16 protein-coding genes and 2 pseudogenes are annotated in these 20,847 nt (G+C 75.6%); 10 read left to right on the top strand and 8 right to left on the bottom strand.

What is annotated here, in order from left to right:
* Window positions 1-76: 76 nt before the first annotated feature.
* A pseudogene (locus tag ACOBQU_RS07475) lies at window positions 77-1,626 on the bottom strand (bifunctional phosphatase PAP2/diacylglycerol kinase family protein).
* Window positions 1,627-1,805: 179 nt separating this feature from the next.
* On the opposite strand from ACOBQU_RS07475, the gene ACOBQU_RS07470 reads away from it, so the two are divergent.
* The 3 genes from ACOBQU_RS07470 to ACOBQU_RS07460 all read left to right on the top strand — a co-directional run bounded on the left by ACOBQU_RS07470 (window position 1,806) and on the right by ACOBQU_RS07460 (window position 5,530).
* Window positions 1,806-3,443, top strand: a complete 1,638-nt coding sequence (locus ACOBQU_RS07470; protein ID WP_423625120.1) for an ABC-F family ATP-binding cassette domain-containing protein — start codon at window positions 1,806-1,808, stop codon at window positions 3,441-3,443.
* 60 nt (window positions 3,444-3,503) lie between these two features.
* Complete coding sequence (locus ACOBQU_RS07465) at window positions 3,504-4,460, top strand: AraC family transcriptional regulator (protein ID WP_423625118.1); 957 nt, start codon at window positions 3,504-3,506, stop codon at window positions 4,458-4,460.
* Window positions 4,461-4,942: 482 nt separating this feature from the next.
* Window positions 4,943-5,530 (top strand): TIGR03086 family metal-binding protein, encoded by a 588-nt coding sequence (locus ACOBQU_RS07460; protein WP_423625116.1) that lies wholly within the window; start codon window positions 4,943-4,945, stop codon window positions 5,528-5,530.
* A 15-nt stretch (window positions 5,531-5,545) separates the two neighbouring features.
* On the opposite strand, the gene ACOBQU_RS07455 is transcribed toward ACOBQU_RS07460, so the two are convergent.
* The 3 genes from ACOBQU_RS07455 to ACOBQU_RS07445 all read right to left on the bottom strand — a co-directional run bounded on the left by ACOBQU_RS07455 (window position 5,546) and on the right by ACOBQU_RS07445 (window position 8,951).
* Window positions 5,546-7,672 carry a catalase gene (locus ACOBQU_RS07455; protein ID WP_423625114.1) on the bottom strand — a complete coding sequence of 709 codons (2,127 nt, stop codon included), beginning with the start codon at window positions 7,670-7,672 and terminating at the stop codon, window positions 5,546-5,548.
* Window positions 7,669-8,214, bottom strand: a complete 546-nt coding sequence (locus ACOBQU_RS07450) for a type 1 glutamine amidotransferase domain-containing protein (RefSeq protein ID WP_423625113.1) — start codon at window positions 8,212-8,214, stop codon at window positions 7,669-7,671. Before ACOBQU_RS07450 ends, ACOBQU_RS07455 begins: the two co-directional genes overlap by 4 nt.
* A gap of 296 nt (window positions 8,215-8,510) precedes the next feature.
* Window positions 8,511-8,951, bottom strand: coding sequence for a CBS domain-containing protein (locus tag ACOBQU_RS07445; protein WP_423625111.1), 441 nt, complete (start codon window positions 8,949-8,951; stop codon window positions 8,511-8,513).
* A gap of 262 nt (window positions 8,952-9,213) precedes the next feature.
* Between ACOBQU_RS07445 and ACOBQU_RS07440 the strand changes: the two genes are divergently transcribed.
* On the top strand, window positions 9,214-9,357 hold the full coding sequence (locus tag ACOBQU_RS07440; protein WP_423625109.1) for a hypothetical protein: 144 nt from the start codon (window positions 9,214-9,216) through the stop codon (window positions 9,355-9,357).
* 78 nt (window positions 9,358-9,435) lie between these two features.
* On the opposite strand, the gene ACOBQU_RS07435 is transcribed toward ACOBQU_RS07440, so the two are convergent.
* Window positions 9,436-11,241, bottom strand: coding sequence for a thiamine pyrophosphate-requiring protein (locus ACOBQU_RS07435; protein ID WP_423625107.1), 1,806 nt, complete (start codon window positions 11,239-11,241; stop codon window positions 9,436-9,438).
* A gap of 253 nt (window positions 11,242-11,494) precedes the next feature.
* Here ACOBQU_RS07435 and ACOBQU_RS07430 point away from each other — a divergent pair.
* Window positions 11,495-12,358: pseudogene (locus ACOBQU_RS07430) on the top strand (RNA polymerase sigma factor SigF); the annotation flags it as partial.
* Between the two features lie 193 nt (window positions 12,359-12,551).
* Here ACOBQU_RS07430 and ACOBQU_RS07425 read toward each other — a convergent pair.
* Window positions 12,552-13,676 carry a PAS domain-containing protein gene (locus tag ACOBQU_RS07425; protein WP_423625105.1) on the bottom strand — a complete coding sequence of 375 codons (1,125 nt, stop codon included), beginning with the start codon at window positions 13,674-13,676 and terminating at the stop codon, window positions 12,552-12,554.
* Between the two features lie 206 nt (window positions 13,677-13,882).
* Here ACOBQU_RS07425 and ACOBQU_RS07420 point away from each other — a divergent pair, with 206 nt between their 5' ends.
* The 4 genes from ACOBQU_RS07420 to ACOBQU_RS07405 all read left to right on the top strand — a co-directional run bounded on the left by ACOBQU_RS07420 (window position 13,883) and on the right by ACOBQU_RS07405 (window position 18,103).
* Window positions 13,883-14,593 (top strand): ANTAR domain-containing response regulator, encoded by a 711-nt coding sequence (locus ACOBQU_RS07420; RefSeq protein WP_423625103.1) that lies wholly within the window; start codon window positions 13,883-13,885, stop codon window positions 14,591-14,593.
* Between the two features lie 190 nt (window positions 14,594-14,783).
* Window positions 14,784-15,551 (top strand): hypothetical protein, encoded by a 768-nt coding sequence (locus ACOBQU_RS07415; protein ID WP_423625101.1) that lies wholly within the window; start codon window positions 14,784-14,786, stop codon window positions 15,549-15,551.
* Window positions 15,552-15,668: 117 nt separating this feature from the next.
* A complete protein-coding gene (locus tag ACOBQU_RS07410; protein WP_423625099.1) occupies window positions 15,669-16,916 on the top strand; it encodes an aminotransferase class I/II-fold pyridoxal phosphate-dependent enzyme in 1,248 nt (415 codons plus the stop codon).
* A gap of 158 nt (window positions 16,917-17,074) precedes the next feature.
* The gene (locus ACOBQU_RS07405) at window positions 17,075-18,103 is read left to right on the top strand and encodes an MBL fold metallo-hydrolase (RefSeq protein WP_423625098.1); all 1,029 of its coding nucleotides are present in this window, start codon (window positions 17,075-17,077) and stop codon (window positions 18,101-18,103) included.
* Here the strand turns inward: ACOBQU_RS07405 and ACOBQU_RS07400 are convergent.
* Both ACOBQU_RS07400 and ACOBQU_RS07395 read right to left on the bottom strand, forming a co-directional pair.
* Window positions 18,083-18,712, bottom strand: a complete 630-nt coding sequence (locus ACOBQU_RS07400; protein WP_423634320.1) for a DedA family protein — start codon at window positions 18,710-18,712, stop codon at window positions 18,083-18,085. The genes ACOBQU_RS07405 and ACOBQU_RS07400 overlap by 21 nt on opposite strands.
* Window positions 18,712-19,491, bottom strand: a complete 780-nt coding sequence (locus ACOBQU_RS07395) for an MBL fold metallo-hydrolase (RefSeq protein WP_423625096.1) — start codon at window positions 19,489-19,491, stop codon at window positions 18,712-18,714. Before ACOBQU_RS07395 ends, ACOBQU_RS07400 begins: the two co-directional genes overlap by 1 nt.
* 82 nt (window positions 19,492-19,573) lie before the next feature.
* Here ACOBQU_RS07395 and ACOBQU_RS07390 point away from each other — a divergent pair, with 82 nt between their 5' ends.
* A complete protein-coding gene (locus tag ACOBQU_RS07390) occupies window positions 19,574-20,008 on the top strand; it encodes a hypothetical protein (protein WP_423625095.1) in 435 nt (144 codons plus the stop codon).
* Window positions 20,009-20,847 lie beyond the last annotated feature (839 nt).

Here is a 20,847-nt window from a genome sequence, read left to right as displayed (position 1 = left end):
CGGGGGCGAGCCGGTGCGGCACGGCTGCTGCCCGCGTCGGGGCGGCCCGCGCCGGGGCGGGCCGTGCCGCACCGCGTCAGTGCGTCCCCGGCGGCCGGTACGCCACCAGCGCCTCCGGCAGCTTGTCGATCAGCAGGTCGCCCGCCACCGGCGTGATCTCGCCGTCGTAGGCGACCATCGTGCCGGGCGCGAGGCCGTCGACGCGCAGCCGGTGCGGCCGGATCGCGGTCTGGAACGGCGAGCGCTCCACCGGCGAGCTGACGGCCGCCGCGAGCAGCCGGGCGCCGGGCCTGCGGCCGCCGTGCACGACGCGCACGTCGAGCAGCCCGTCGGCGAGGTCGACGCGCCGCGCGGGCGCGAGCCCGATGCGGTGGTACACGCAGTTCCCGGCGAACAGCAGCCACAGCGCCCGCTCGGCGCCCTGGAACTCGGCCCGCAGCGGCTGCTGCCGGGCGCGCAGCACATGGGCGGCGGCGAGCACCCCCGCGGGCCAGCCGCCGACCAGCCGCGACCAGCGCTCCCGCTCCCGCACCAGCTCCGGGTACACGCCGAGGCTGAACGTGTTGAGGAAGTACCCCTCCTGGGCCCCGAGGCCGTCAGGGCCGCCCACGCCCCCGGAGCCCTCGCCGCGCTCACCCCCCTCGACGCCGCTCGCGCGGAACCGCCCCACGTCCACGGCCACCGCGTCCCCCGCCTCCACCGCCCGCGCCAACGCCCGCGTGTCGTCGGCCCGCAGGTCCACCGCGAAGTGGTTCAGCGTGCCGCCGGGCACCACGACCAGGGGCAGGTTGTGGCGCAGCGCGGTCGCCGCCGCCGTGTTCACGGTGCCGTCGCCGCCGCACACGCCGAGGGCGCGGGCGCCCTGCGCGGCCTTCTCCAACTCGGCGGGCACGTCCTCGGGCGCGCAGTGCACCGCCTCCGCGTGCGGCAGCGCGTCAAGGAGCGCCTGGGCCCGCTCCGGTGAACGGGCGCCGTTGTTCACGACCACCACCAGGCCGCGCCCGCCGGGCAGCGCCGGGGCGTCGGTGCGCGCGCGGGCCGGGGGCGGCACCAGGTCCCGGGTCGGCACCAGGCCGCGTACGGCGAAGGCGGCACCGGCGCCGAGGGCGGCACCGGCGAGGACGTCGCTGGGGAAGTGCACGCCGGTGTAGACGCGCGACAGGGCCACCGCCCCCGCGAGCGGCGCGACGGCCGCGCCGAGTCCGCGCGACTCCAGGGCGACCCCCGTGGCGAAGGCCGCGGCCGACGCCGCGTGCCCGGACGGGAAGGACGTGGTGACGGGCTGGCGCTTCAGGCGCCGCACCAGCGGCACCGCGTCCAGCACCGGCCGCGTCCTGCGCACCGACCGCTTGCCGAGCGTGTTGATGGTCGCCGACGCCAGCGCGAGCGAGGCGACGCCCCGGGCGGCGGCGCGGCGGGCGCGCGGGTGCCCGGCGGCGGCGAGCCCGGCGGCGGTGGCGAACCACAGCACGCCGTGGTTGGCGGCCCGGCTCAGGCGCGGCAGCACCCGGTCGGCGCCCGGCCAGTGCCGCGAGGCCACGGTGTCGAAGACCCGGCAGTCGAGCGCCACGAGGCGGGCGCGGAGCCCGCGGGCGGGGGCAGCGGAAGTTCGGCATCAGGACTCATGGCAACCGCGTACCCGGGAGCGGCCCGCCGCAAAGCCGCTGATCCCCGCGCCGGTTCCGCGCTCCCGCGGCGCCCGTGCCCGGTCGCGGCACCGCCCGTGCCCGGCTCCGTCCGCCGTCGCCTCCGCCCCGCCCGTAAACCGTTTGCCCAGCCCACAGGCCGCCCCGGACAATCCCCGCATGGGACATCTGGAAGCCGCGCACATCGAGTACTACCTGCCGGACGGCCGCGCGCTGCTCGGCGATGTCTCCTTCCGCGTGGCCGAGGGCACGTCGGCGGCGCTCGTCGGGCCGAACGGCGCGGGCAAGACCACGCTGCTCAAGCTGATCGCGGGCGAGCTGCAGGCGCACGGCGGCACGGTCACGGTGAGCGGCGGACTCGGCGTCATGCCGCAGTTCGTCGGCTCGGTGCGGGACGAGAGCACCGTGCGCGACCTGCTGGTCTCCGTCGCCCACCCGCGCATCCGGGAGGCCGCGCGGGCCGTCGACCGCGCCGAGCACGCCATCCTGACCGTCGACGACGAGGCCGCCCAGCTCCAGTACGCGCAGGCCCTGTCCGACTGGGCGGAGGCCCGGGGGTACGAGGCGGAGACGCTGTGGGACATCTGCACCACGGCCGCGCTCGGCGTCCCGTACGACAAGGCCCAGTGGCGCGAGGTGCGCACGCTGTCCGGCGGCGAGCAGAAGCGCCTGGTCCTCGAAGCGCTGCTGCGCGGCACGGACGAGGTGCTGCTCCTGGACGAGCCGGACAACTACCTGGACGTGCCCGGCAAGCGCTGGCTCGAGGAGCGGCTGAGGGAGACCCGCAAGACGGTCCTGTTCGTCAGCCACGACCGCGAGCTGCTCGCCCGCGCCGCCGACCGCATCGTCAGCGTCGAGCCGAGCCCCGGCGGCTCCGAGGTGTGGGTGCACGGCGGCGGCTTCGGCACCTACCACGAGGCCCGCCAGGAGCGCTTCGCCCGCTTCGAGGAGCTGCGCCGCCGCTGGGACGAGAAGCACGCGCAGCTCAAGCGGCTCGTGCTCGACATGCAGCAGTACGCCTCGCGCAGCGACGAGATGGCCTCGCGCTACCAGGCCGCGAAGACCAGGCTGCGCAAGTTCGAGGAGGCGGGCCCGCCGCCCGAGCCGCCCCGCAAGCAGGACATCACCATGCGCCTGCACGGCGGCCGCACCGGAGTGCGCGCCATCACCTGCAAGAACCTGGAACTGACGGGCCTGATGAAACCCTTCGACCTGGAGGTGTTCTACGGCGAGCGGGTCGCCGTCCTCGGCTCCAACGGCTCGGGCAAGTCGCACTTCCTGCGCCTGCTCGCGGGCGACTTCGGCCAGCCCGAGAACCCGGTGGCGCACACGGGCGAGTGGAAGCTCGGCGCGCGCGTCGTGCCCGGGCACTTCGCGCAGACCCACGCCCACCCGGAGCTGTTCGGCCGCACCCTGCTCGACATCCTGTGGCGCGAGCACGCCAAAGACCGGGGCGCGGCGATGTCCCGCCTGCGGCGGTACGAGCTGACCGCGCAGGCCGAGCAGCGCTTCGAGAAGCTGTCCGGCGGCCAGCAGGCCCGCTTCCAGATCCTGCTGCTCGAACTGGCGGGCGCCACGGCCCTGTTGCTCGACGAGCCCACCGACAACCTCGACCTGGAGTCCGCCGAGGCCCTCCAGGAGGGCCTGGAGGCGTACGAGGGCACGGTCCTCGCGGTCACCCACGACCGCTGGTTCGCCCGCTCCTTCGACCGCTTCCTGGTGTTCGGCGCGGACGGCCGGGTGCGCGAGACCCCCGAGCCGGTGTGGGACGAGCGCAGGGTGGAGCGCGCGCGGTAGCGTGGTGGGCTGCGCGGCGCAAACCCCTCGTACGCTGCGCGGTTGGGGGAGAAGGTGTCCTTGAGGACGTCCTTCAGGACGGACGACGTGGACGAGGCCCGGGCGATGATCGAGGCCACGTACTACAGCAACTTCATGGACGTGCTGCACGGCACGGGGGTCTTCCGGGCCCGGTTCGACATCGGGGCGCTCGGCGCGCTCACCGTCGGCGACCTCTCCTGCGGCGCCGACGTGCGCATGCGCTGCGGCGAACTGGGCGCCTACCACGTCGACGTGCTCCTCAGCGGCCAGCTCACCTGGCGGCAGGGGCCCGCGCCCGCCACCCGCGCCGTGCCGGGCACGGCCGCCGTCTTCCAGCCGCTCGGCGACACGGTCCTGGAGCGCTGGAGCGGCGACTGCCGGATGTTCGCCGTCAAGCTGGACCGCGCGGCCGTGGAGCAGAGCCTGGAGAAGCTGCTCGGCAGGCCCGTGCGCGGACCCGTCACCTTCGCCCCCGCCTTCGACATCAGCTCCGGACCCGGGCGCGGCTGGGCCCGGCTCGTGCGCACGGTCGCCGACGACCTGCGCGAGGGCACCGGCGCCCTCGCCCAGCCGCTCGTCGCCGCCCCCCTCCAGGAGGCCCTGCTGCACGGCCTGCTGCTGTCCGCCGGGCACCGCTACCGCGACCAGCTCACCGACCCGGCGCAGGCGCTGCGCCCCGCGCCGGTCAAGCGCGCCATGGACGCCGTGCACGAGCGGCCGGACCACCCCTTCACCACCGCCGCGCTCGCCGCCGAGGCCCGCGTCGGCGTCCGCTGGCTCCAGGAGGCCTTCCGCCGCTACGTGGGCATGTCCCCGATGGCGTACGTACGGGACGTGCGGCTCAGCCGGGCGCGCGCGGAGCTGGTCGCGGCCTGCCCCGAGGAGCGCCACGTCAGCGAGGTCGCCCACCGCTGGGGCTTCGCCCACCTCGGCCGCTTCGCCGAGCAGTACCGGGCCCGCTTCGGCGAACTGCCGTCGGAGACGCTGCGGGGCTGACGGGCGGACGCTGCGGGGCTGACGGGCGGCCGACGAGTAGGGGACGCCCGGGGCGGGGCCGGGGTTGTACGCGCGCCCCCGCCCGATTCGGACACGCTGCGCTTCGCGGACAGCCACCGCGCTCAGCGGATCGTGACCGGCGAGTAGCGCGCCTAATGTGTCGCTGTCGCCGGGTGGACCGGTCGGCGTCGCGGGGGCCCTAGCCTTCTCCCGTGCCGTCGTTCCGTGGACGGATCCCCGGCGCACATCCGGCCCGGCGCTCCCTGAGCCGGGCCGGTCGAGCCAGCGGGCCCGGTCCGTTCCCCCTCGACACATATCCCCCGTGTGTGTCCACCGGGCCCGCCTCGCTCGTCCCCTCCTCTCGTCCCCCCTCGTCCCCCCTCGTCCCGCTCCCGTCCGGGCGCCCTCCTCCTGCGTGCGGCGGCCCGTGCCGGTAAGACTCGTACGCGTACGGGCACACCCCTCACCCGACGGGAGACCCCATGAGCGCGACGACCGACGGCGAGCGGCTCCTGGAGCGGCACGGCCGGGCCCTGGACGCCTTCACCGACCGGGTGCACGGCATCCGCGCCGACCAGTGGGGCGCGCCCACGCCCTGCGCGGAGTGGTCGGTGCGGGACCTGGTCAACCACCTCGCGGCCGAGCAGGCGTGGGCGGTGCCCCTGGTCCGCGACGGCGCCACCATCGAGGCCGTCGGCGACGCCTACGACGGCGATGTGCTCGGCGCCGACCCGGTCGCCGCCTGGGACGGCGCCGCCGCGGCCGCCCGCGCCGCCTTCCGCGAACCCGGCGCCCTGGACCGCACCGTGCACCTGTCCTACGGCGACACGCCCGCGCCCGACTACTGCGCCCAGATGGTCACCGACCTCGTCGTGCACACCTGGGACCTGTCCCGCGCCGTCGGCGCCCCCGAGCGCCTGCCGGACGACCTAGTCGCCCACGCGCTGCACGAGGTCGCCCCGTACGCCGCCGACCTCGCCGGGACCGGCCTGTTCGCCCGTCCCGTACCGCCCCCGCCGGGCGCGGACGAGCAGACCAGGCTCCTGTGCCTGCTCGGCCGCAGGCCCTGACCGGCGCCGGGCGGCTCAGCTCCGCGCCACCGGCCGGTCCCAGTACCGGTGCCCGGCGACCGCCTCGGTGAACGCCCGCAGGAACGGCTCCCCGGCCGGTCCCGGCGCGGTGTCCGTCACCACCCCGCGGTCGGCGACCGCCTGCCCCGGCTCCGCGGCGAGCCGCAGGTCGTCGGCGCCGAGCGCGCCGAGGGCGGCGACGCCCGCGCCGAGCGCCCCCACCGGCTTGCCGTGCCGGTAGGCGTCCCGCACGAACCGCAGCGCGTCCGGGTCGGCCAGCGCCGTCGGCGCGCCCGCCGGGCCGCCCGGCACCAGCACCGCGTCGTACAGGACCGACGCCACCGTCGGCAGCGCCCGGTCCACGGCGTGCCGCTCGCCGTCCGCGCCCGTCACCGAGCCGTCCCGCGGCGCCAGCGCCTCGACCACGGCGCCCTCCGCGGCCAGCGCCTCCCGCACCGAGGTGACCTGCTCGGCGTCCACGCCGTCGGTGACCAGGACCGCGACCTGCCGGGTGCGGATCGAGCCGTCGCCGCGCTGCGCCACGAGGCTGAGCGCGGGGGAGACGGCCGTCTTGCGGGGCTCGTCGGCTCCCGCCTCGGGCGCGGGCACGCCGATACCCTCGGCGACCGCCGCCGCCAGCGCGTGGTCCACGCGGGCGAGTTCCGCCACCGTGCGGGACCGCACCGTCAGCGCCCCGACCTTGCCGAGTTCGAACCGGAAGGCGTCCACGATGTGCCGCTGCTCCCAGTCGGCCATGCTGTGCCAGAACAGGGCGGCCTGGCTGTAGTGGTCGCGGAAGCTGGGGCTGCGCTGGCGGATCTTGGCGCCGTCGACGCGCTCGGCGTAGTGCGTGTACGCGTGCCCGTCGGGGCCCGCTACCGCCGGGCAGCCCGCGCCGAGCGAGTTGGGCGAGTAGTTGGTGCCGCTGTGCAGGGCGCTCTGGTGGTAGCCGTCGCGCTGGTTGGTGCGCACCGGCGCCACCGGGCGGTTCACCGGGATCTGGGCGAAGTTGGGGCCGCCCAGGCGGATCAGCTGCGTGTCCAGGTAGGAGAAGTTGCGGGCCTGGAGCAGCGGGTCGTTGGTGAAGTCGATGCCCGGCACCACGTTCGCCGTGTGGAAGGCGACCTGCTCGGTCTCGGCGAAGAAATTCTCCGGGTTGCGGTCGAGCACCATCCGGCCGATCGGCCGCACCGGCACCTGCTCCTCCGGGATGATCTTCGTGGGGTCGAGCAGATCGAAGTCGAAGGCGAACTCGTCCTCCTCGGGGACGAGTTGGACACCCAGCTCGTACTCGGGGTACTCGCCCGCCTCGATCGCGTCCCACAGGTCGCGCCGGTTGAAGTCCGGGTCGCGGCCCTGGCACTCCTGCGCCTCGTCCCACACCAGCGAGTGCGTGCCGAGCTTCGGCTTCCAGTGGAACTTCACGAACGTGCCGCGCCCCTGGGCGTTGACGAACCGGAAGGTGTGCACCCCGAAGCCCTGCATCATGCGGTAGCTGCGCGGGATGGCCCGGTCCGACATCAGCCACATGATGGCGTGCAGCGTCTCCGGCTGGAGCGACACGAAGTCCCACAGGGTGTCGTGCGCGGAGGCGCCCGTCGGGATGTCGTTGTGCGGCTCCGGCTTCACCGCGTGCACGAAGTCGGGGAACTTGATGCCGTCCTGGATGAAGAACACCGGGAAGTTGTTCCCGACCAGGTCGTAGTTGCCCTCCGAGGTGTAGAACTTGGTGGCGAAACCGCGCACGTCCCGCACCGTGTCCGCCGACCCCTTCGGCCCCTGCACGGTCGAGAACCGCACGAACACCGGCGTGCGCACCGACGGGTCCTGGAGGAAGGCGGCCCGCGTGAACTCCGCGCAGGACTCGTACGGTTCGAAGTAGCCGTACGCGCCCGCGCCCCGCGCGTGCACCACCCGCTCGGGGATCCGCTCGTGGTCGAAGCGCGTCAGCTTCTCCCGGAAGTGGAAGTCCTCAAGCAGGGTGGGCCCGCGCGCGCCCGCGGCCAGGGAGTCGTCGGTGTGGTCGACCACCACGCCCTGGTCGGTGGTGAGCGGGCCGCCCGCCGGGTCCGCCGCCCGGTAGTGGTCGCGCTGGCGCTGCTTGCCGTCCGGCTCGTGCGGCCGGTCCGCCGGGGCCGTCATGCCGCCGCCCCGCGGGTGAACTCCGCCATGAAGGCCTCGCAGAACGCCTTCAGGTCGTCCGGCTTGCGGCTGGTGATCAGCGTCGGCGCGGCGCCGTCGCACACCTTCACCTGCTCGTCCACCCAGATGCCGCCCGCGTTGCGGATGTCCGTGGCGAGGCTCGGCCAGGAGGTGAGGGTGCGGTCGCGCACCACGTCCGCCTCGATCAGCGTCCACGGGGCGTGGCAGATCGCCGCCACCGGGCGGCCCAGCTCGCAGAAGGCGCGTACGAACGCGACCGCCGCCTCCTCCGTGCGCAGCCGGTCCGGGTTGGCGACGCCGCCCGGCAGCACCAGGCCGTCGAACTCGTCCGGCGCGACCTCGCCCACCACCTGGTCGACGGGGAAGGTGTCGCCCTTGTCGAGGTGGTGGAAGGCCTGCACGGTGCCGGGCTCGACCGAGACCAGGACCGGCTCGGCGCCCGCGTCCACGACGGCCTGCCAGGGCTCGGTCAGCTCCACCTGTTCGACGCCCTCGGGGGCGACGAGAAATGCGATGCGCATGCGGTCAGCGTCCTTTCCGTCCTTGCTCGACGCCCCTGCGGCGTGCGGGGGCGTGCGTGCGGTGTTGCGTGCGGTTGTCGCCGGGCGTGTGCGGGGCGTGCCCGGGGCGCCGCCCGGAGTGCGCGGCGCTGCTCGGGGCGGGGCCGGACCGGCTCGGGGGCCGGGCTGCCGGGCCCGCCCGGCTGCTCGATGCCCGGCACGTCCCGGGCCGTGCCGGGAGCGTCCGGGCCGTGCCGCTTCGGTCACCAGTGTGGTGGCGTGTGCCGTTCCGCGCCGGTCGGCGGCTGACCGCGCGGTCAGACCAGGCTCGGTCCCGGCGGTTCGTCCGGCCCCGCGCGGCTGATGTCGGCCAGCGCGGAGGACGGGTCCTGCGCGATCGCCAGGTCTCCGATGCTGACCATCCCGATGGGCTGGCCGTCCTCGACCACGGGCAGCCTGCGCACCGCGTGGTCGCGCATCAGGCCCACCGCGGCCGACACCTCGTCGTCGGGCCCCACCACCACCGGGTTCGGCGTGCACACGGCCTGTGCGCTCACCGTCAGCGGGTCGGCGCCGTCCGCCACGGCCCGGGTGGTGATGTCCCGGTCGGTGAGCACCCCGAGGACCCGGCCTTCCCCCGCCACGACGACGTCGCCGATGCCCTGGGCGCGCATCAGCTGCGCGGCCTCCACCAGGGAGGCGTCGGGACTGACCGCGACGACCCCTGTGGTCATGACTTCCCTCACGTACTCCGCCATGTCTGTGCCCCTTCCGACCCCTTGGTTGAGGCCCCTTGCGTCCCGGTGTCCGTCTCGTTCGCCGGGTGCGGGTGTCCGTGTGACCCCGGCCGCAGTACCCCGCGCCCGCCCCTCTATGCACGCCCCGCCCCGACCGGCCGCGTTCCGGCGTGCGCCGGAGGTTTGCCGGCACGGGCGGGGGAGACCCGGGGCGCGACCCTTCGGACCGGGACTCCGCGGCACGCCGGAGCCCGGCACTTCACGCTGGAGGGGAGGAGCGGTCATGGCGGTTCTCACCGTGTTCATCCCCGTGGTGCTGCTGGGCGTGGTCCTCGCGCTCGGCCGGTACGAGGAACTGCTGCTGCCGCCCGCGCCCCGCCCCGACGAGCCGGACGAGGCACTGGACGGCGCACACCGCGCCCTGTGAAGGACGCGGCCGGGCGGCGCCCGGCCCGCACATCGGGCACCGCCCACCCTCCGCCGCGCCCCGGGGAGCGCGCCCCGCTCAGTCCCGCTTGCCGCCCCCGGACATGAACTCCTGCACCTTCGCCTTCAGCCCCTGCTTCACCACCGAGCCCCGGTCCGCGTCGCCCTTGAGCAGCGCCGCCGCCGTCGCCTCCAGCTGGTCCCAGGTGGCGTGCGGCGGGATCGGCGGCACCGCCGGGTCCGTGCGGAACTCCACGACCGCCGGGCCGGGCGCGTCCAGGGCCGCGCGCCAGCCCGCCTCCACGTCCTCCGGCTTCTCCACGCGGATGCCCGTCAGACCGATGGAGCGCGCGAAGTCCGCGTACGGCACGTCCGGGAGCGACTGCGACGGCAGGAACGACGGGGCGCCCTCCATGGCCCGCATCTCCCACGTCACCTGGTTCAGGTCCTGGTTGTTCCACACGCCGACGACCAGGCGCGGGTCGTCCCAGCGGTGCCGGTACTTGGCCGCCGTGATCAGCTCCGCGAGGCCGTTCATCTGCATCGCGCCGTCCCCGACGAGCGCCACCACGGGCCGGTTCGGGTGCGCGAACTTCGCGCCGATCGCGTACGGCACGCCGCAGCCCATCGTCGCGAGGGTGCCCGACAGCGAGGCCCGCATGTCCCCGCGCAGCGTCAGATGGCGGGCGTACCAGTTGGCCGTCGAGCCCGAGTCGGACGTGATGATCGCGTCGTCGGGCAGCAGCGGGTCCAGGGCGCGCGCCACGTGCTCCGGGTTGACGGGGTCGGCGCTCAGGCCCGCGCGGCGCTCCATCACCTCGTGCCAGCGCCGCACGTTCGCGCACACCTCGTCGTACCACTCCCGTCCCGTCTCCCGGCGCTCCCGCGAGATCAGCGGGATCAGCCGCCGCAGCGTCTCACGCGCGTCCCCGACGAGGTTCACCTCGTACGGGTAGCGCATCCCGACCATGTGCGGGTCGATGTCGATCTGCACGGCCCGTGCCTTTCCGTACTCCGGCAGGAACTGCGAGTACGGGAAGCTGGAGCCGATCGTCAGGAGCGTGTCGCAGTCGCGCATCAGCTCGTACGAGGGCCGGGTGCCGAGCAGGCCGATCGCGCCGGTGACGTACGGCAGCTCGTCGCTGAGGGCGTCCTTGCCGAGCAGCGCCTTGGCGACGCCCGCGCCGAGCAGGGCCGCGACCTCCTCGACCTCCGCGCGGGCGCCCGCCGCGCCCTGGCCGATGAGGATCGCCGCCCGGTTCCCGGCGTTGAGCACCTCTGCGGCCCGCTCCAGGGCCGTCGGCGAGGGCAGCGCCGTCCACGCGGAGCGGTCCAGGCTGGAGGGCACCATCTTGAACGCGTGCGACGGCGGGCTGTACTCCAGCTCCTGCACATCGCCCGGGACGATCACCGCGGTGGGGCAGCGGCGGGCGTACGCGGTGCGGATCGCCCGGTCCAGGACGTTGGGCAGCTGCTCGGGGACCGTCACCGTCTCCACGAAGTCGGACGCGACGTCCTTGAACAGCGTGTGCAGGTCGACCTCCTGCTGGTACGAGCCGCCCATCGCGCTGCGGTGGGTCTGCCCGACGAGCGCCAGCACCGGCACGTGGTCCAGTTTCGCGTCGTACAGGCCGTTCAGCAGGTGGACCGCGCCCGGTCCCGACGTGGCGACGCACACCCCGAGCCGCTGCCCGAACTTGGCGTAGCCCACCGCCTGGAACGCGGACATCTCCTCGTGCCGCGACTGGACGAAGCGCGGCTGGTCGTCGGCGCGGCCCCAGGCCGCGAGGAGGCCGTTGATGCCGTCCCCGGGATAGCCGAAGACGCACGAGACGTCCCAGGCCCGCAGCCTCTCCAGTATGTGATCGGCGACCTTCGTGCTCATGGGGAACTCCTCCTGCGCCCGGTGTCGGCTCGGTCCCGGCCGGGTTTCCTGGGCGCGGCGGAGAAACCCCCGGTCGTCACCGGGGGGTGTTTGACGAGCGGCGACCCGGGCAGGCGGAAGACAGTGCTTCGGACCGGAGGCACGCCCGTGGGAGTGATCCCGCTTCACCCCGGGTGTGCCCTGTCCAGGCGCACCCCGAGCGCTCCCACGGTGTCCGCCCACCCAAGGCACCGGCAAGGGAGTTGTCACCCTCATGCGATCCAACGCACCCCACCGTCCGCCGAGGAACCAGACCCGACCGGCGCGCGGCGGCTCCCACGCCCAGCGCGCAGACCGCTCCGGTCGGCGGCGGCACCCGCACGACGACGCCCCGGACACCGCCGAGGCGTTCCGCAAGCTGTGCGAGATGCCCCACGGCCCCCGCAGGGACGCCCTGCGCGAGGAGATCGTGCGGGCCTGGCTGCCCATGGCCGAGCGGCTCGCGGGCCGCTTCCGCAACCGCGGCGAGTCCCTCGACGACCTGCGCCAGGTCGCGGCGCTCGGCCTGGTCAAGGCCGTCGACCGGTATGACCCGCGGCGCGGCAACGCCTTCGAGAGCTACGCCGTGCCGACCGTCACCGGCGAGATCAAACGCCACTTCCGCGACCACATGTGGACCCTGCATGTGCCGCGCCGCGTCCAGGACCTGCGCAACCGTGTGCGGTTCGCCTGCCAGGACCTGTCCCAGACGGTCTCCGGGCGCGCCCCGACCATCGCCGAGATCGCCGAGCGGGCCCGGATGAGCGAGGAGGACGCCGCCACCGGCCTGGAGGCCCTCGACAGCTTCACCGCGCTGTCCCTGGACGCCGAGCTGCCCGGCAGCGACGACGGCTACGCCCTGCGCGACACGCTCGGCGGCCCCGACCCCGCGCTCGACGTCGTCGTCGACCGCGAGGCCGTCAAACCGTGCCTGGCCAAGCTGCCGGAGCGCGAGCGGACCATTCTGTACATGCGGTTCTTCGGCGACATGACGCAGAGCCGCATCGCCGAGCACCTGGGCATCTCGCAGATGCACGTGTCGCGCCTGATCAGCCGCTGCTGCGGGCGGCTGCGCGAGGAGGTCCTGCGCGAGTCCGCCCGGCACGCCGGGCGCGCGGGGCACGGCGCCGGGCGCACGACCGGGCACGCCGCCGGGCGCCCCGGGCGGTCGGCGGACCCGGAAGGCGCGGCGCGTGACACCGCGGAGACCGTGGAGACCGCGGGTGTCGCGGGTGCCGCGGATGTCGCGGATGTCGGGGACGGCGCCCGGGACGCCCTCAGGGATGACGAGGTCATGCCGAACGCCGCATAGCCAGGGCGATGTGGCGTGACATCGTGTCGACGGCCTGCGCCTCCGCCATCGAGAAGGCGAGGCGCGGGCCGGTCCTGAACAGGCTGAGCACGCCCTCGACCGGCCCGTCCGTACGGGCGGCGAGCGGCACGCACAGCAGCGACGTGACGTTCGCCCGCACCAGCAGGGGCGCGCCGGACGCGTCCCGGCCGAAGCCGTCCGGCGGCTCGGGCCGCACCTGGAGCGCGGGCGCCGCGCACCGCGTGGTCTCCATGACCAGCGGCGCCCCGGCCGGGTCCCGCGCGAGCAGCTCCGCCGCCAGGCCGTCCTGCTCCCGCGGGCCGAGCACCACCGTCCGGCGGGGCCCCGGGGCGCCCTCGTCGACTATCACCCAGTCGGCGAACCGGCCGTGCAGCACGTCCGCGGCGCGCTCCAGGACGGCGGTCGGCTCGCCCGCGGGCGCCGTGAGCAGCGCCGCCGTCATCGCGTCGGCCAGTTCGAGGAGTTCGGCGTGCCGGGTCGCCTCCGCCAGGTCGGGGGCGCGGCCCAGCTGCCTCGGCGGCCGGGGGTCGTGCGTGCTCGCGGGCTGGAGGGCGACCAGCACCACCGTGCGGGGCTCGGTGCCCGGGCGCAGCGCGGTCAGCGTCGCCCGCACCGGCACCTGCGGGTGGTGCTGGAGCCGCACCGTCAGGCTTCGGTCGCCCTCGCTGCGGGCCACCGCCGCGGCCTGGGAGCGGAACGCGCTGCGGTCCGGCTGCGTCAGGAACCCGGTCAGCGGGCGGCCGGTCGCGTATCCGCCGCGCACGCCCGTGAACCCGGTGGCCGCGAAGTTCATGCGCCGCACCACGGTCTCGGCGTCCACCAGGACGATCGGCAGCGGGAACCGCTGGAACACCGCGCGCAGCAGCCGCTGTTCCTCCCGGTCCGACGCGCTGGCCGTCGACGGCCCGTCGGTGAGCTGCTCGAAGCCCGGCCACAGCCGCTCGACCACGTGGTCCAGTTCGAACAGCGCCGCGTCCAGCATGGGACGCAGATCACCGGCGGGGGCGGAGCGCGATGCCTTCAACTCCGCGACGCGGCGCACGAAGTCCGCGAGCTCCCCACCGAACTCCTCGGTTGGCGTCATGCGTCGAACCTAACCGCTGCGCTCGTTTTCCGGAGGGGTGACCGGGAAGCCGAAAGAAGAGGCAGACGACGGAGACGACAGAGAAGCAGACGAAGACGACACCGGACGGAACGGCGCCGGAACGAGGACTGTGGCGCGCGGGCACGTTCAGACACGTGCGGGCCCGCGCGGGCAGCGGAGACGGAGGCAGGACGAGGAGGCATGCGATGCCGATGCTCAGGGACAGGGAAGGACCCGAGGGGCCGGAGTCAGCGCTTCCGGCGCGGCGGCTCTCGGAGCTGGCCGAGCAGGCCGTGCGCTGCACCACGGCGTGCTGCGGCGCGGGCGCCACGGTCTTCGACGGCGGTGACGAACTCCCCACCGCGGTCACGCACCCCGACCTCGCGGGGCTCGTCTCGGTCCAGTTGCGCTCCGGCGACGGGCCGATCCCGGTCGCGCAGGAGCGGGGACGTCCCGTGGACGCGAAGGACCTGCTGCACGACGACCGCTGGCCCGAGTACCGCGCCCTCGCGCTCGACTCCGGCGTACGCGCCAGCGTCACCCTGCCGTTCAGGCGCTCCGGGCTCACCCTCACGATCAGCCTGTTCAGCTTCCGCCCGCACGCCCTGGACGACGCCGTCTGCGGCCCCGCCCAGGCCCTCGGCGACCTCGCGACGGCCGGTCTCGTCCGTGACCGCCGCTACCGGGCGGCCCTCACGGAGCTGGACCACCTGGGCGAGGCGCTGCGCACCCGCCCGGTCGTCGACCAGGCCTGCGGCATCATCATGCACGTCCTGAGCTGCGACGCCGACCAGGCCTTCGCCCTGCTGCGCCGCATCTCCCAGCGCTCCAACCGCAAGCTCACCGGCGTGGCCACGGCCCTGGTCCGCACCAAGGGCAAGGGCCTGGAGGCCGAACTGGCGACGCTGGCGGAGTGACCCCGGGCCCCGCCCGTCCCCGCTGCGGGCGGCTGGTCCGCCCGGAGACCGGAGACCGCAGAGCGGAACGGGCGGGGACAGCCCCGGCCGCCGGGCCACCGCGAAGCCAAGGGGTGAGCAGGGCGCCCCCTGCTCACCCGGCCGGAGGCCACACCGCGCGGATGCCGCCCGGTCAGGCTCGAATGACCTCATGCGCCCAACCGCACGCCTCGCCCCCCGATCCCTCCCCACGGCCGCGACCGCGGCGACCGCCACCCTCTGCCTGCTCACCGCGGCCCCGCCCGCCCACGCGGACAACACCGCCACCACGGCGGCCGAGGTCACCCCCGCCCAGGCCGCCCCCGGCGAACAGGTCACCGTCTCCGTGGCCTGCCCGGCCACCGGCGGCCCGCCCCCGCAGACCATCGACGCCAGCTCACCGGCGTTCGAGCAGGGCACGGTCCGGCTCCAGCACGTCCAGAACCAGGACGAGACGGCCGGTGGAACCGCGTACCAGGGAACGGCCCGCATCGCCGCGACCACGACCACCACCGCCACCGCGGGCTTCGGAGCCGAAGACCTGGAAGATCCCGAAGGCCTGGTAGACCCCGAAGACCTGGAAGGAACCGAAGGCCTGGACGCAGTGGGCGACGCGGTGGGCGACGCGGTGGGCGGCACGGCGGGCGACACATGGAACGTGGACGGCACCTGCCCCGGCGACGGCCCCTGGCAGGCCACGTTCACCGTCACCGGCGCGGCCGCCCCCACGCACCAGCCCCCGCACACCCCCACCCATACCCCCACCCACACGCACACCCCCACGCACACCGCGCACCCGGCCCCGCACGGCGTCCACGCGGGCGGCGGCGGTGCGTTCAGCGACTCGCCCGCCGCCCTCGTCGCGGGCGGTGTCCTCGTCGCGGGCGCGTTCGGGCTCGCGCTGCACCGGCTGCGCCGCGACCGCGCGTCAACCCGCTGACCCCCGCCGCCCCACCCGTTCGGCCACCGGAAGGTGGAGCGGCGCCGCCGTGGGTACGCAGAGACCCGACGGCACACCAATGGACACGGCTGGCCACGGGAGCGCACGGAGGTGCCCATGCGGCGGTCACACCACGCGGAACGCGGCCGCGTGCGCTACGGGCCACCCCTGCCGGAGCCCGGTCTCCCGGTCCTGCCGGAGCTGGCCGCCGTGGTCGCGGCCGCCGCGGACCGCGCCCACGCCGAGGCGCCGGGCGGCGCCCCGGGCCTGCGCGACGCCGCCTGCGGGTACTGGGCGCGCCGCGGCCTGCCCGCCGTACGCGACCAGGTCCTCGCCGCACCCGGCGCGGCCCCGCTGCTGCTCGCGCTCGCCGCCGCGCTCGGCGGCGACGTGCTCGTGCCGCGCCCCTGCGCCGCCTGGTGGGCGCCCCAGATCCGCCTCCTCGGCCGCTCGGTCTACCACGTGCCGACGCCCGCCGAGAGCGGCGGCGCCCCCGACGCGTACGCGCTCCTGGAGACCGTACGCCGCGTACGGGCCGAGGGCGGCGCGCCGAAGCTGCTCGTGCTGTCCGTCGCGGACGACCCGACCGCGACGGTGCCGCCGCCCGAGGTGGTGCACGAGGCCGTCGAGGCCGCGGCGGGGGAGGGGCTGCACGTCGTCAGCGACGAGACCTGGCGCGACACCCTGCACCGCCCGCGCGAGACCGTCCTCGTCGACCCCGCCGAGATGGCCCCCGACCGGGTCACCGTCCTGTGCGACCTGTCGGGCCCGTTCCTGCCGCCCGCGCTGCCCGCCGCCGTGGCCCGCTTCCCCGCGGACGGCCCAGGCGCCGCGCTGCGCGCCCGCGCCCTCGACGCGCTCACCGCGCTCGGCGCGTCCCTCGCCGCACCGGCGGCCGCCGCGGCCGCCTACGCGCTCGGCGAGCCGGACGCGGTCAGCGAGCGCCTGGCCGCCGCGAACCGCGTGCACGCGCGCGTGGCCGCCGCCGTCCGGGACGCCGCCGTCGCGGCCGGTGCGCTCGCCCGGCCGCCGCAGGCGGGGCGGCACGTGTACGTGGACCTCGGTCCGCTGCGCACACGGCTGGCGGCGGCCGGTGCCACGGACGCGCAGGAGCTGGAGGACCTCCTCCAGGACCGGCTCGGCATGCCCGCTCCCGGCGGGCACCGCTTCGGCGACGACATCGACGCGCTGCGGGTGCGCCTGTCCACCGGAGCGTTCCTCGGCGGCGGCCCCGAGCGGCGCGCGGCCGCGCTGGCTGTGCCGGACCCGCTGGCGTCGGCGCCGGTGGAACGCGTACTGACCAGGGTCACAGCGGTGTTCGACGACCTCCGCGCGACAGCACGGCGAGAGGAGCCTCCTCGGTGACGCAGCAGACGCAGCAGACGCAACAGACGCAGTGGTCCGGAACGGAGCCGACGACAGGGCAGGCAGGGCAACCAGGGCAACCAGGGCAACCAGGGCGGGCGGGACAGGCGGGGCAGGGGCAAGGGCACACCGGCGGCGGTGCGGGTGCCGGGGGTGGCGTGCGGGGCGCACGCGGCGCGGCACGCGCCCCCGGTGCTCCCGCCGCCGTGCCTCGCCGCCCGGAGGCGGCGCCCGTGCGCCTGTGGCCCCGGTCGTTCGCGGACCGGCTGACCGCGCCGCTGCCCGGGCTGCGGGCCTTCGCCCGGTTCGCCCGCGAGGGCGCGCTGCGGCCGGGGCCCGAGGGTCTCGCCGACATTCCCGAGCTGCCCTTCGAGCCGGGGCCGCTGCCGCGCGTCGACGCCCGCACCGTCGCCGTGACCTGGGCGGGCCACGCGAGCTGGGTCGTCCGCGTCGGCGGGCTCACCGTGCTCACCGACCCCGTCTGGTCCCGGAAGATCCTCGGCACTCCGGCGCGCGTCACCCCCGTCGGCGTGGCCTGGAGCGCGCTGCCGCGCGTCGACGCCGTCGTCATCAGCCACAACCACTACGACCACCTGGACGCGCCCACCCTCAGGCGGCTGCCGCGCGACACCCCGGTGTTCGTGCCCGCCGGGCTCGGCCGGTGGTTCACACGCCGCCGCTTCACACGGGTGACCGAGCTGGACTGGTGGGAGTCCGCCGCGCTCGGCGGGGTCCGCTTCGACTTCGTACCCGCCCACCACTGGTCCCGGCGGGGCCTGCGGGACACCTGCCGCAGCCTGTGGGGCGGGTGGGTGCTCACCGACGCCGACGGGCAGCGGGTGTACTTCGCGGGGGACACCGGCTACGGGCACTGGTTCGCGCGGATCGGCGAGCGCTACCCGGGCATCGACCTCGCGCTGCTGCCCATCGGGGCGTACGCGCCGCGCTGGTGGCTGCGGGACGTGCACTGCGATCCGGAGGAGGCGGTGCGGGCCGCGGTCGACGTGGGGGCGCGGCGGATGGCCCCCATGCACTGGGGGACGTTCCTGCTGTCGGCGGAGCCGGTCAGGGAGCCGCTGGTGCGGGTGCGGGACGCCTGGCGGCGGGCCGGGCTCGCCGCGGAGGACCTGTGGGACCTGCCGGTGGGCGGGTCGCGGGTGCTCGGCTCACACGCCGGACGGGCTTGATCTCCGCACTCGGCGCCAGAGCGTGGGGGCCAGGCTGATCGACACCGTCAGGCCCACCGCCAGGGCCACGCCCTGCCAGGGCTCCTTGAACAGGGAGCCGCCGAGGATGCCGATGAGCTGGTACGTCACCGCCCAGGCCAGGCACGCCGGGAGGTTGCCGCGGGCGAACGCGCGCAGCGGCATGCGCGCCAGGAGGCACGCCAGCATCACCGGGAGGCGGCCCGCCGGGACCAGCCGGGACAGGACGAGCACCAGGACGCCGTGGTCCTCGAGCTTGTCCTGGGCCTGGGCGAGCCGCTCCTCCGGGGCGCGGTCGCGGATCGCCTCCAGCCAGCGCGAGCCGTTCTTGGAGCGCATGCCGCGCTGCCCGAGCCAGTACAGGCCCATGTCGCCCACGAACGCGGCGAGCGACGCCACGCCGAACACGATGAGCAGCGCGAACGGCGAGGTGTCCGTCCGGTGGAAGGCCACCACCGCCGCCGAACTCACCAGCGCGCCGGTCGGCACCACCGGCACCAGCGCGCCGAGCACCACCAGCAGGAACAGCGACGGATAGCCGACGGCCTGCTGCGTGGACTCCGGCGTCACCTGGGACGCCGCGGCGAGCATCACCGCGCGGCCCCGGCGCGCACGCTCTCGCCGTGCCCCAGCAGGTGCACCGCCACGTCCGGCGCGCGGCGCGCGGCCTGCCGGACGAACTCGCCGCCCGGGGCGTGGAACTCGTGCGGGCGCACCGCGTCCATGCCGATCGGCCAGTACGTGCCGTAGTGCACCGGCACCGCGCTGCGCGGCGCGATCCGCGCGACGGCCTCCGCGGCCCGCGCCGGGTCGAGGTGGCCGTGCCCGAGGTACGGGCCCCAGCCGCCGACCGGCAGCAGCGCCACGTCGACGGCGCCGACCTCGTCGGCCATCGCGTCGAACAGGCCGGTGTCCCCGGCGAAGTAGGTGCGGGCCGCGCCCTCGACGACATAGCCGAGCGCGGGGGAGCGGCGCGGACCCACGGGGAGCCGCCTGCCGTCGTGCAGCGCGGGCACCACGCGGACGACGAGGTCGCCGACCGGCACCTCGTCGCCCGGCGCGACCTCCGTGAACCGCAGGTGGGACAGCCTGCGCAGACCCGGTACGGAGCGGGCGGCGCCCCGTGGGACCAGGGCGCGGGTGCCCGGGGCGAGCCGGGTCAGCGACGGCACGTGCAGGTGGTCGGCGTGCAGGTGCGACAGCAGCACGACGTCCGCGCGGGCCGCCTGCGGCGGCGGGAGCGGGCCCCTGCGGCGGCGCAAGTGCGCGAGGCGGCGCACGAACAGCGGATCGGTCAGCACACGGGTGCCCGAGTCCTCTACCGTGCAGGTGGCATGACCCCACCAGGTAACCGTGACGTCCGCCCGCACCCGTTCCTCCTTCGTGTGACTGTCAACGAGCCTACGGCCAGGAGTAGGGTCAACGGCTGACACCGGAGGTGAGGGGGACGCCATGGGAAAACCCGGCGGCGGCAGCGGCGGCGGCCGCGCGGTGCGCGTCGCGGCGATCGCCAGCCTGACACCTCTGGAGGAGCTGGACGCCGACCCGTTCCTCGTCGACTCGCGCAGCCAGCACGCCATGTGCGCGAAGTGGGCCGCCGCCCAGGGGTACGTGGTGACCCGCGAGCTGGTCGTCCGCGGGCTGCGCACCGACCACGCCGTGCTGTGGAGCGACGTCGACGCGGGCCTCGTCGACCTCTTCGTCGTCCCCTGCCGACGCGTCCTGGAGCGGGCGCTGCGGTCCGCCGACGAGTTCACCGCGGAGTGTGCGCGGCGGGGGGTGCGGGTGGAGACCGCGGGGTTGGCGGAGCCCGCCTACGACGCGGGGATGAAGGCGCGGGTGCATCGGCGGTTGTCTATGCCTACTGCCGGGTACGACGGCTGCTGAACCTGGCGCCTGCGCCCTCTGCCGCCCTGGGCGCCGCCCCCGCCCGCCCGTACTCCCCGGCTTCGGTCGCCCCGGGCCCTCTGTTGGCGCGCATTCCCTGCTTCAGCGCCCGCTTGCGCTGCGCGGCGTTCACCCACCCGCCCGCCCGCACTCCCTGGCTTTGGTCGCCCCCGGCCCCGCTGTGGGCGCGCACTCCCTGCTTCAGCACCCGCTGGCGCTGCGCGGCGTTCGCCCACCCACCCGCCCGCACTCTCTGGCTTCGGTCGCCCCGCCCGCGCGCTCCCCGGCTTATCGCGGCCCTTCGCCGCGCGGCGTTTCCCCACCCGCCCGCCCGTACCCCCTGGCTCCGGTCGCCCCGATCCTTTGTCCGCCCGCGCGCTCCCGGCTTCGGTTGCCCGGGCCCCTTCCCCCCGCCCGTCCGCCCGCACGCTCCCCGGCTTGGTGCTCCCTTGCGCGGTGCGCCGTTTCCCCACCCACCCGCAGTCTCCAGCTTCGGCCCCCCTGATCCTCGCCCCCCGCCCCCTGTGCTCGCGCGTGCTCCCCGGCCTATTGCTGCCCTTCGCCGCGCGGCGTTCTCCCGCCTACCGCCCGTACCCCCTGGCTCCGGTCACCCCGGCCCCTCGCCCCCGCCCTTCCGCACTCACCCACCCGTGCCCCCGCGGTCAGGGGGGCTCGGGGGAGGGGGACGGGGCGCCCAAGCTGGGGAGTGCGGGTGGGTGGGTGGGAGAACGCCGTGGAGCTGAGGGGTGCGGTGTTGGGGAGCCAAGGCCTGGGGGTGCGGGTGGGTGGGTGGGGGATCGCCCTGTAGCGAAGCGGGGGGTGGTGTTCGGGCGGGCAGG

This window comes from Streptomyces sp. G45, from assembly GCF_049542095.1.
In the GTDB taxonomy this organism is placed as follows: domain Bacteria; phylum Actinomycetota; class Actinomycetes; order Streptomycetales; family Streptomycetaceae; genus Streptomyces.
This window is presented reverse-complemented; position numbering and strand designations above follow the sequence as displayed.